This window comes from Shinella fusca, from assembly GCF_014203155.1.
Lineage (GTDB): Bacteria > Pseudomonadota > Alphaproteobacteria > Rhizobiales > Rhizobiaceae > Shinella > Shinella fusca.
In genome coordinates this window covers 21,266-32,032 of the sequence record NZ_JACHIK010000028.1, presented here as the reverse complement: position 1 = coordinate 32,032, position 10,767 = coordinate 21,266, and the positions used below count along the sequence as shown (strand labels likewise).

Annotated in this window: 9 protein-coding genes; 4 read left to right on the top strand and 5 right to left on the bottom strand. The window is 66.7% G+C overall.

Translation table 11 applies throughout. The features are described from left to right. Positions 1-378: 378 nt before the first annotated feature. Positions 379-2,688: a methyl-accepting chemotaxis protein gene (locus tag HNQ66_RS22735; RefSeq protein WP_184147086.1), complete on the bottom strand. Its 2,310-nt coding sequence runs from the start codon at positions 2,686-2,688 to the stop codon at positions 379-381. Between the two features lie 343 nt (positions 2,689-3,031). Between HNQ66_RS22735 and HNQ66_RS22730 the strand changes: the two genes are divergently transcribed. Both HNQ66_RS22730 and HNQ66_RS22725 read left to right on the top strand, forming a co-directional pair. Then, positions 3,032-3,985: a ring-cleaving dioxygenase gene (locus tag HNQ66_RS22730; protein ID WP_184147084.1), complete on the top strand. Its 954-nt coding sequence runs from the start codon at positions 3,032-3,034 to the stop codon at positions 3,983-3,985. 67 nt (positions 3,986-4,052) lie between these two features. Then, on the top strand, positions 4,053-4,610 hold the full coding sequence (locus tag HNQ66_RS22725) for an NADPH-dependent FMN reductase (RefSeq protein WP_184147082.1): 558 nt from the start codon (positions 4,053-4,055) through the stop codon (positions 4,608-4,610). A gap of 230 nt (positions 4,611-4,840) precedes the next feature. Here the strand turns inward: HNQ66_RS22725 and HNQ66_RS22720 are convergent, their stop codons facing one another. Both HNQ66_RS22720 and HNQ66_RS22715 read right to left on the bottom strand, forming a co-directional pair. Beyond that, positions 4,841-6,400 (bottom strand): VOC family protein, encoded by a 1,560-nt coding sequence (locus HNQ66_RS22720; protein WP_184147080.1) that lies wholly within the window; start codon positions 6,398-6,400, stop codon positions 4,841-4,843. Positions 6,401-6,552: 152 nt separating this feature from the next. After that, a complete protein-coding gene (locus tag HNQ66_RS22715; RefSeq protein WP_184147079.1) occupies positions 6,553-6,771 on the bottom strand; it encodes a hypothetical protein in 219 nt (72 codons plus the stop codon). A 664-nt stretch (positions 6,772-7,435) separates the two neighbouring features. Here HNQ66_RS22715 and HNQ66_RS22710 point away from each other — a divergent pair. Then, the gene (locus HNQ66_RS22710) at positions 7,436-8,863 is read left to right on the top strand and encodes an efflux transporter outer membrane subunit (RefSeq protein WP_184147077.1); all 1,428 of its coding nucleotides are present in this window, start codon (positions 7,436-7,438) and stop codon (positions 8,861-8,863) included. A 54-nt stretch (positions 8,864-8,917) separates the two neighbouring features. Here HNQ66_RS22710 and HNQ66_RS22705 read toward each other — a convergent pair whose 3' ends face one another. Next, positions 8,918-9,592, bottom strand: a complete 675-nt coding sequence (locus HNQ66_RS22705; protein ID WP_184147075.1) for a GntR family transcriptional regulator — start codon at positions 9,590-9,592, stop codon at positions 8,918-8,920. A gap of 118 nt (positions 9,593-9,710) precedes the next feature. Here HNQ66_RS22705 and HNQ66_RS22700 point away from each other — a divergent pair, with 118 nt between their 5' ends. Beyond that, positions 9,711-10,550: a fumarylacetoacetate hydrolase family protein gene (locus HNQ66_RS22700; protein ID WP_184147073.1), complete on the top strand. Its 840-nt coding sequence runs from the start codon at positions 9,711-9,713 to the stop codon at positions 10,548-10,550. A gap of 55 nt (positions 10,551-10,605) precedes the next feature. Here HNQ66_RS22700 and HNQ66_RS22695 read toward each other — a convergent pair whose 3' ends face one another. After that, on the bottom strand, positions 10,606-10,767 hold the full coding sequence (locus HNQ66_RS22695) for a hypothetical protein (RefSeq protein ID WP_184147071.1): 162 nt from the start codon (positions 10,765-10,767) through the stop codon (positions 10,606-10,608).

Genomic DNA, 10,767 nt, shown 5'->3' with positions numbered 1-10,767 from the left:
ATCATGCGAAAACTCATCGTCCTCGCCAATGCACTGCTCAGCAAAGGCAGAAAATGGGTCCCATCCCTACCTTGACCAACACGGATACTCTAGGAAGCGCACGAACAACAAGGCCGCCGGACTTCTCCACACCTTATGGGGGAGTTGCACGACGGCCTTGCCGGAGCGGCCTTTTCCGGTCGCTTCTCTCTTTTGGTCCCCTCTGGACCGGCCCTTGCGATGCAGGAAGCGTGCCACGCGGAAAGATGCCTGCGGGAGCGGGATTCGCCCCGTTCCGGCACAGGTGCCTGCCCAAATGCTGGGCAGGCTGCGCAAGGAAAAAGGGCGGCCCGCTGCCGGACCGCCCTTTCTCTTATTCAACCTGCCGCCGCTTCCGGCTCAGAACTCTTCCCAGTCCTGCGCGGCGGCCGCCTGCCCGCCGCCGAAGGCGCGGGCGAGCTTGTTGCCGAGCGCCCGCGCGCCGGAGGCGGCAGGACGCGGCTCGGCCGCCTGCGCCGCACTCGCCGGACGCTGCCCGGCAAGCCCCGCGCCGAGGCGGAACTGGGCGATGAGCGTGTTGAGCGCGGCGGCTTCCGTCGCCAGTGCGTGGCTTGCCGCCGTCTGCTCCTCCACCATGGCCGCGTTCTTCTGCGTGCCCTGGTCGATGGAATTGACGGCGGCGCTGATCTCGTTGAGGCCGGTGGACTGCTCGCGCGCCGAGCGCACGATGGCCGCCACGTTCTGGTCGATCTCCTGCACCTGGTCGACGATTTGCGAAAGCGACGAACCGGTCTCGCCGACGAGCGTGACGCCCAGATGCACCTGCTCTCCGGACTTGGTGATCAGCGCCTTGATGTCCTTGGCCGCGCTTGCCGAACGCTGGGCGAGTTCGCGCACTTCCTGCGCGACGACGGCAAAGCCCTTGCCGGCTTCACCGGCGCGGGCGGCTTCCACGCCGGCGTTCAGTGCCAGCAGGTTCGTCTGGAAGGCGATCTCGTCGATGACGCCGATGATGTTGGAGATCTCGCGCGAGGAGGTCTCGATCCCGCTCATCGCATCGACGGCGCGGCGCACGACCTCGCCGGACTTCTCCGCCCCCGCGCGGGTGCGCTCGACGAGCTGGCCGGCATCCTCGGCCCGCTTGGTGGCGTCCTTGAGCGAGGTGGTGATCTCCTCCAGCGCGGCGGCGGTCTCCTCCACGGAGGCGGCCTGCTGCTCGGTGCGCTTGGCAAGGTCGTCGGAGGCGGCGCGGATTTCCGCCGAGCCGGCCTGGATGGCATTGGCATTGCTGCCGACCGAGCGCAGCGCCGATTGCAGCTTCTCGACCGAAGCGTTGAAATCGTGGCGGACCTCGTCGAGCGAGCCGGCGAAGGCTTCGGTGATGCGATGCGTCATGTCGCCGTCGGCAAGCTTCTGCAGGCCCTCGGCCAGCGCCTCGACGGCGATGCGCGTCTGGCGCTCGCGCTCGGCCGCTTCCTCGGCGCGCTGGCGGCGCTCCTCCTCGGAAAGCGCGCGGTTCTGCTCGGCCTCCCCTTCGAGGCGTACCTTGGCGAGCGTCGCATCGCGCAGCACGGCGAGCGAGCGGGCCATCTCGCCGATCTCGTCCTGCCGCTCGGATTCGGAAAGGTCGACATCCGTGCGGCCGCGGGCGATCTCGCTCGTGGCGACGATGACCTTGTCGAGGCGCTTGCGGAAGCGCGTGGCCAGCAGCCAGCCGATCACCACCATCAGGCCGGCGGCGATGGCGATGACGACGATCGAGGTCAGCGCGAGCGAGGTCAGCTTGGCGAAGAGCAAGGATTTCGGCACGGAAACCACGGTGAACCAGGTCGTGCCCGGAACGAGCGGCACCGGCACGGCGACCGCGATGGACGCGACGCCCGCCGCATCCTTGACCTCCATCGCCTTTTCCGGATTGGCGACCAGCGCCTGCCATGTCGCATCGAGGCCGGAATCGGCGAGCGTCTTGCCGAGCACGGCCGCATCCGGATGGCTGATGATGCTGCCGCCCTGGCTGAGAAGCGCGACATAGCCCTCGCCGAGCGGCTTCAATTGCGCCATGTCCGCCGCCAGCGCGTCGAGGGCGATGTCCACGCCCGTCTCGCCGCGGAAGGCGCCGTCGAACATCAGCGGCACCATGAAGGAGGTCATCAGCACGGTCTTGCCGCCGATGACATAGCTGTAGGGCTCGGTCAGGAAGTCCTTTCCGGTCGCCTTGGGCACCTGGTAGTAGTCGCCCGCGCCGGGCTTGTCGTAGTCGACCAGCGGCACCAGCTCGACCTTGCCCTCGTCGCGCACGAAATAGGGAATGTAGCGGCCCGTCGCGTCATGGCCGGGCTTGTCGCGATATTGCTCGTCCTTGCCGTCGAAGGCGCCGGGCTCCCAGCCCGTGCTCACGCCGAGCGCGAAGGGATTGTCGTCCATCAGCCGGAAGAAGACGCTGTTCATCACCTCGCGGCTCGGCTCGCCCGCGGCTTTTACCGCATAGAGCGTGGAGCGCATGTTCCAGCTCAGCGCCTTGACCTTGGCGAAATAGGTCTCGACCTTGCCGGCGCTCGCCTCGGCGGCGTTCACCATTTCCGAGATCGACCGCTCTTCCACGGCCCGGTAGGACAGCCAGAGCAATATCCCCGCCGTCGCCACGGTCGTGGCCACCCCCGCCGCCACGATGGCGAACATGTTCCTGGCAGTCGCAGTCTTCGGCAGCATGAAGCGTCTCCTGGCCGGGCGCGAGGCACAGCGGCACCGTGTGGAATGGCGGGACATGCCGGCTCGCGCGGCGAAGCAGGGACGAAGTCATTTCGCAAACGGGAGCGTAAGCGAATGCTGGTTTATGAAAAGATAAAATTCTAGCGACCCGCCGCGGAACGAATCCCGCACAAAAACGCTCTTCCCATGGCTTGGCCGCCGCTGCCGTTCAGGAAAAGTGAACAATCCGTTCGGCAGGGCCGGTCTTCCGGCGGCGCGGGCAAGGGGCGATATTCGCCTCAACGCAAGGCCCCGCAGCGGGGCACGCACAGGGCATCCCGGACCCATCCGGGGAGGAGTGACCATGACCCAGCAGCTTACCGGCATCCATCACCTGACGGCGATCACCGCCAATGCGCAGGAGAACCTGCGCTTCTACACGCAGACGCTCGGCCTGCGCCTCGTCAAGAAGACCGTCAACCAGGACGACACCAGCGCCTACCACCTCTTCTATGCCGACGGCCTCGCCTCGCCGGGCACGGACCTCACCTTCTTCGACTGGCCGGTCGGCCACGAGCGGCGCGGCACGCACAGCGTTTCCCGCACGGGCCTTCGCGTCGCCAGCCTCGCCACGCTCGAATGGTGGAGGGACCGCCTTGCCGACTTCAAGGTCAAGGCCGGCGAGATCCGCGACGTCGCGGGCCGCGCCACGCTCGATTTCGAGGACGGCGAAGGCCAGCGCTTCCGCCTGACCGTGGACGATGCCGGCGCGCCGGCCCGTCCGTGGGAAAGGAGCCCGGTTCCGGCCGAACACCAGATCAAGGGCCTCGGCCCCATCACCCTCAGCGTTCCGGATATCCGCAACACCGAGGCCGTGCTGGTCCAGGTCATGAACATGAAGAAAACCGCGACCTATCCGAACCCGGACGGGGCGGGCGACGTCCATGTCTTCTCGATGGGCGAAGGCGGCCCGGCCGCCGAACTGCACGTCGCCGTCGAGCCGGACCTTCCGGCCGCCCACCAGGGTGCGGGCGCCGTGCACCACGTCGCCTTCCGCGCGCCGGACGAGGAAGCGCTGCACGGCTGGACCGAGCGCCTGCGCGGCTTCCGCCTGCCCTCCAGCGGCGAGGTCGAGCGCTTCTACTTCCGCTCGCTTTATTTCCGCGAGCCGAACGGCATCCTGTTCGAGATCGCCACGGACGGGCCCGGCTTTGCCGTCGACGAGCCGATGGAAACGCTCGGCGAGAGCCTGTCGCTGCCGCCCTTCCTCGAGCCGCGCCGCGCGCAGATCGAGGCCCGGCTGAAGCCGCTCGCCTGACAGGACTTCCCCGACCCCGGCGCGACATCGTCCCGCCGGGGTTTTCGTCCCTGCAATGGAGATGGACATGACGAAACTGGTGGCAATCTCGGGAAGCCTGCGCAAGGCTTCCTTCAACACGGCGCTCCTCAAGGCCGCGCTGACCATGGCGCCCGAGGGCGTCGAGATCGTGGAGGGAACGATCCGCGGCATTCCGCTCTACGACGCCGACGTCGAAGCGGCGGACGGCATCCCCGAGGCCGTCGCCCGCCTCAAGGACCTTGCGGCGGCCGCCGACGGCGTCATCCTCTTCACGCCGGAATACAACAACGGCATTCCCGGCGTCTTCAAGAACGCCATCGACTGGATGAGCCGCCCGCCCGCCGACATCCCCCGCGTCTTCACCGCAAAACCCTTCGCCATCGCCGGCGCCTCGCCGGGCAATTTCGGCACGCTCCTCTCGCAGGAAGCCTGGCTGCCCGTCATGCGCACCCTCGGCACCGTGCCGTGGTTCGGCGCAAAGCTCATGGTTTCGCGCGCCGGCACCCTCATCGAGGACGGCAGACTGATCGACGAGGCGACCGAAAGGAAGCTCCGCGACTTCATCACCGCCTTCGCCGCCTTCGTGGAGCAATATAAGCGGTAGGGTGGCCCCTTTGCCCATGGCGGGTGGCGCGTGGATCCTCGGGTCAAGCCCAAGGATGACGAAAGAAGAGAGGGGTGGTGACGAAAGTGGCCGTCCCGCATGCCGCACCTTTCAATAGGCGGGCAACCTCACCTCCCCTCCGTCATCCTCGGGCTTGACCCGAGGATCCACGCGCCACCCGCTGCATAACAAAAGGGCGCGTCCTTCGACGCGCCCTTTCTCATCCTCAATCAGCCGATGACGCGTTCCTTGTAGGCCTTCGCCAGTTCAAGGTCGGCCGGGCCGATGTCGTGGCCGGCGGGGAGCAGCCGGTGCTCCACGCTCGCGCCGCGGGCCGCAAGGAGGCGTTCGAGGTCTCCGGCAAAGCGGCCGTAGGGATCGGCCTCGCCGGTCAGCATCAGGACGTTCGCCTTTTCCGGCGTGCCGGCCGCCGGCATGCTTTCCAGCACGTTCATGCCGCGCAGCAGCACCGCGTTGCGCACGATGCCCGGATGCAGCAGCATGACGGCGCCGATCATGTTCGCCCCGTTGGAATAGCCGACGAACAGCGTCTTTTCCGGATCGAGCCCATAGGCGGCGTTCGCCCCTTCCATGAAGGCCGCGAAGGCCGCCGCCTCGCCCACGATGTCCTTCTGGTCGAAGGTGACGGCGGTAAGGCGGCGGAAGAAGCGCGGATAGCCCTCATCGCTGCTGCGCCCGCGCGAGGAGAGCAGCACGGCATTCGGCGCAAGGCGCGCGCCGAAGGGCAGGAGGCTCGTTTCGTTGCCGCCGGTGCCGTGCAGCAGCACGACGGCGGTGCCGTCCGGCATTTCCGGGCGATGCACCCGATGGATGAAGGGCAGGTCGCGTTCGGACATTCTTTCTTCTCCGGGCAGGGAAAATTGCGGAAGCCGGGCCCGGACGTCATCCGGATCGGCGCGGAAATGCTTCGGGACGAACAGCGTGGTGCCGAGCGTCTCCGGCGGCTCGTCGACCGTCATGCCGGGGCCGTCCGTCGCGTACTCGACGAGCGATCCGCCGGGCTCGCGGACATAGAGCGAGTAGAAATAGGTGCGGTCGTGCATGTTGGTATCGCCCGCCCCTTCCCCTGCAAGCCGGGCGGCCGCGGCTTCCACCGCCGGCCGGTCCGGCGCGCGCAGCGCGACGTGGTCGATCGTGCCGGTGCCGGGCGCGGCGGTCCAGAAACCGCTGGCATTGCGGATGTCGATGACGTCGCCCGCCCCGCTAGCCAGCCGCAGGATGCCGTTCGCCTCGGCGACCGTGCGGAAGCCGAAATGCCCGGCGATGAACGCCGCCGTCGCGGCCGGCTTTTCCGACAGGATCGTCGCGCCGCGGAGGCGCTGGATGGCGTCCGCCGCCGCAATCTCCTTCGTGACGTGGGGCGCGGGGCCGTCCACGCCCGCCTCGCCGACGAGCTTGACGATGATGCCGTCCGGGTCCTTGAGGCGCAGCACCGGCTCACCGAACTCCTGCGCCGGGCCGGTGAGCGCGATGTTGTGCGTCAGCGCGCGCGTCAGCCAGAAGCCGATCGCCTCCGGCCGGATGGCAAAGGCGATCTCGGACGGCTGGCCGAGGCCGACCCGCCCGGGGGAGCCGTCCTCCCAGGCCAGGAACGTGACGAGCGAGCCGGGGCTTGCCGCCGCATCGCCATAGAAGAGATGGAGCTGGTCGGCATCTTCGTAGCCTGCCGTGCGCTTGACGAGCTTCAGGCCGAGGAAGCCCGCGTAGAAATCGACATTCGCCTGGATCTTCCGGGTGATGGCGGTGATGTGATGGATGCCACTTGTCATGAGGCACCTCCTTTCGCCCGCACCCAATCAGGATTTGGCATCCCACACCAGCCTGCGCCCGGTGAATGGACTGTCCACAAAACGAAACCGGCCCCGCCGCGTGGCGAGGCCGGGAGCATCCGGCAGGATGGCCGGATCGTCCGTGATCGGGTTCAGGCGGCTGCGACGGCCGCCGGGGAGATCGCCCGCGCGGAGGCGGACGGATCGTTGAGGAGACGGCGGATCGCGGCGCGCACCTCGTCTGCCGAGGAGAAGCGCTGGGAATCCAGGTCCCATACGGAATACTTGACAGCCATGAACTTCAGCCGGTCCTCATCCGGAACGACAACGCCGACGGCTTCACCACCGATTTCGATAACTTGCTTCTTCATAACAACTCCTGCCGAGCCCGAAGGCACAGCCAAATTCTGTCTTGCGCTAAACTCGAAGAGGGGAATCAGATCACATTCGGCAGAGGGCCGTATGCGGTTTCCCTGTAATCGTTTCACGACAGGAGCACGCCACACCCGTGGAGGCGATGCGGTTGAGATCGAACATGACACACTCCCTCTTGTTGGCGCTGACGCTTAAAAAAAGGACGCGTCAGGGGCGGACCGGAATGAAACGCATGCGGTCCTCATGCGATGCTCCAACACATAGGCGGCTCTCCTTTTCTTGTCAATGGAATCCGCAGGTTTTTGGAAAAAAATGCTGCCGGATTTGTGTGACAAATTCGAATCGCAAAATAATGTTCGCGGATGCAGCATTTCCCAGAAAAATATGTCGTGATGACGAACATTCTGGGGAATTGCCGTGGCGCAACCTTGCAGCGCATCGCGGATGATACGGCTTTCGCTCCGCGGGCATTGTGGCGCGGCCGCGCGCGTCCTGTCAGTTGCACTGCGGACACACCCCTTCAGTGAAGCAGGGGAAAAACGCTGTGGGACCATTCTTTTTTCGGGGTGAGGCTCGATCTTCGCGTGAAACATGAATAAAGAGTGAATCACGATTTTGTTCAGTTAAGATGGCCGTCATGTCGGCCCGCAGGGTATGACCATGAATTTCACCAGGACACTTTTTCCTCTGAGCATGCTCCTCCTGTCGGGGTGCGTCGTCGGTCCCGATTACCAGAAGCCCGATGCCGTCCTTCCGGCCAAGTTCTCGGAAAGCAAGGCAACGAGCGGCGAGAACGTCGCGCTCAATCCGTGGTGGGAAGCCTTCCGCGACAAGCGCCTCAACGGCCTCGTCCACCAGGGCATGGCCGAGAACCTCTCGGTCCGCCAGGCGCTGGAGCGCATCGAGGCGGCCGAAGCGAACGTCGTCGTCGCCGGCGCGGGCGGGCTGCCGAGCATCGGCGCCTCGGCCGACGCCTCCGCAAGCGGCCAGGACGGCAGCTACCTGCGCCGCACCAGCACGACCGGCGCCAGCCATTCCGAATCGAAATCGATCTCGGGCGGCGCGAGCGTTTCCTGGCTGCTCGACTTCTTCGGCCAGTACCGCCGGTCGAAGGAAGCGGCAAGCGCCTCGCTCGACGCAGCCTATGACGATGTCGGCGTCGCGCGGCTCGCCTATCTGTCCGACCTCGTCTCGAGCTATGTGAACGCGCGCTACTATCAGGAAGCGCTGGCGCTCAACCGCAAGAACCTCGAATCGCGCCGCGAGACCCTCAAGCTCACCAACGAGATCAAGGAAGCGGGCGCCGCCTCCAGCCTCGACGTGCTGCAGACCGAAGGTCTCGTGAACCAGACGCTGGCCGACCTGCCGGCCCTCGAAACCGGCTTCCACCAGGCGGCGAACCACATCGCCACGCTGCTCGGCGTGCCGGCGGCCACGATCACCTCCAGCCTCACCAAGGGCGCCGCGCAGCCGATGCCGCGCTATTCGACCCGCACGGGCGTTCCGGCCGACCTCATCCGCAACCGTCCGGACATCCGCGCGGCCGAGCGTCGCCTGCAGGCGGCAACGGCACAGATCGGCGTCGCCGAGGCGGATCTCTACCCGAGCATCGAGCTCGGCGGCTCGATCGGCGCCTCGCGCAACTTCAACGCCGTCACGGGCAGCCTGTCGAGCTGGTCGTTCGGCCCGTCGCTGACGCTGCCGATCTTCTCGGGCGGCGCGCTGCAGGCCCAGGTCAAGGTCGCCCGCTCGGAAGCCGAGCAGCAGTACCTGACCTGGAAGTCCACCGTGCTGAACGCCGTCGAGGAAGTGGAGAACGCCCAGACCGCGCTCATCCGCGACGGCCAGACGGTCGCCGCCCTGCGCAAGGTCGTCAATTCCTACGAGCAGACGCTGAACCTTGCCCGCGAAAGCTATCGCGGCGGCGCCAGCACGATCCTCGACGTGCTCGATGCCGAACGCAACGTGGCTTCGGCCCGCCTGTCGCTCGCCTCGGCGATCCGCCAGCTTGCCCGCGACTATGTCGCGCTCAACGTGGCGATCGGCGGCGGTGCGGAAATCGGTGCGGCGACGGTCGCCAGCAAGTAAAAAGCCGCTTCCGAGACTATCCAGGAGCGCTTTCCTCGAAAGGGGGAAGCGCTCTTATTCCTTGAGGAAGCCTTCGAGCGCGGCGGCGGTCCGCCCATAATGCTCGCGCAGGGCCGCGCCGGCGCCCTGCCCGTCGCGGGCCAGCGCCAGTTCCATCAGCCGGCGATGCTCGGCGGCGGGATCCCGCGCGCCGGCGGAGACGCTGACCGACAGGCGGCGATAGCGGTCGGCGCGCGAAAACAGCTTCTCGCAGATTTCCAGCAGGATGGGCGAGCCGCAGGCCGAGATCAGCGCGGCATGGAATGCGGCGTGGCGCTCTTCCCAGTCCTCGCGGATGGCGGAGGGAATGTCCTCGCGCGCCTGCGGGATGCGGGCCATCAGGTGATGGGCGGCGATCACCCGCGCCTCCCAGTCGGCATCGCCCTTCTCCACCGACAGGCGCAGCGCCTCGCCCTCGCAGAGCTGGCGCGCCGCCGTGAGATCACGCAGCTCCGAAAGCGAGAGGCTGGCAACGCTGTAGCCGCGATGGTCGTCCAGCACCGTGAAGCCTTCCGCCGTCAGTCGCGCCAGCGCCTCGCGCACCGGCGTCACGCTCATGCCGCACAGCGCCTGGAGATCGGCGAAGCGCAGCCGCTCGCCCGGCTTGACGCTTCCCGAGCGGATCGCCTGCCGGATCGCCTCGTAGGCATCCCCCGCAAGGGTGCGCCCGCCTGCCCGCTTTGCCTCCATCCGTCTTCGCCTATTTTGCAAACTCTGGAAGATTTTCGAAAATCGTTGACTCGATGTAAAACGAGGGTGAAGGTGGGCGCAACCGAAATCGGCAAGACCATCGTTCAAGGAGGATGACATGAAGCTGGTGCGCTTTGGCGCGGCGGGCGCGGAAAAGCCCGGATTGATCGACGCGGACGGCAAGGTGCGAGACCTTTCCGGCGTGGTGCCGGACATTGCCGGCGACGTGCTCGGCCGCGCGGGCCTGGAACGCCTGCGGGCGCTCGATCCGAAGAGCCTGCCGCTCGCCCCGGAAGGCAGCCGCTTCGGCGCCTGCGTCGGCCGGGTCGGCAATTTCATCGCCGTCGGCCTCAACTACGCCGACCATGCGGCCGAAAGCGGCATGGCCGTGCCGGCCGAGCCCGTGCTCTTCAACAAGGCGCCCTCCTGCATCGTCGGGCCGGACGATACGGTCCTCATTCCCCGCGGCTCGGAAAAGACCGACTGGGAAGTGGAACTGGCCGTGGTCATCGGCGAACGCGCCTCCTACGTTTCCGAGGCCGACGCGCTGAACTATGTAGCGGGCTATTGCGTGTGCAACGACGTTTCCGAGCGCGCCTACCAGATCGAGCGCGGCGGCCAGTGGACCAAGGGCAAGGGCTGCCCGACCTTCGGCCCCATCGGCCCCTGGCTGGTGACGACGGACGAGGTGGATCCCGGCAACCTCGCCATGACGCTCAGCGTCAACGGCGAGCTGGTTCAGAACGGCTCGTCGAGCACCATGGTCTTCAAGGTGCCCTTCCTCGTGCATTATATCTCGCAGTTCATGGCGCTGGAGCCGGGCGACGTCATCACCACCGGCACGCCCCCGGGCGTCGGCATGGGCATGAAGCCGCCGCGCTACCTCAAGGCCGGAGACCGCATGGAAGTCTCCATCGCCGGCCTCGGCACACAGCGCCAGCAGGTCGCGGCAGCCTGAAAAGCAAAGCCTGGAAAAGCGAGAGGGGCCTGAAGGCCCCTCTTTCGTTTCGTCCTCAGTGCACCGTCGCCGGCGACGACTCGTCGTCGAGGATGCGGAAGGCCTCGTCCAGCGCGGCCACCAGGATATCCGTCAGTTCGTCGGCATCGTTTTCCATGAGGAAGAGCGCGACCGTGGCATTGTCCGGATCGCTGTAACGTTCAAGGTCGTTCGACAT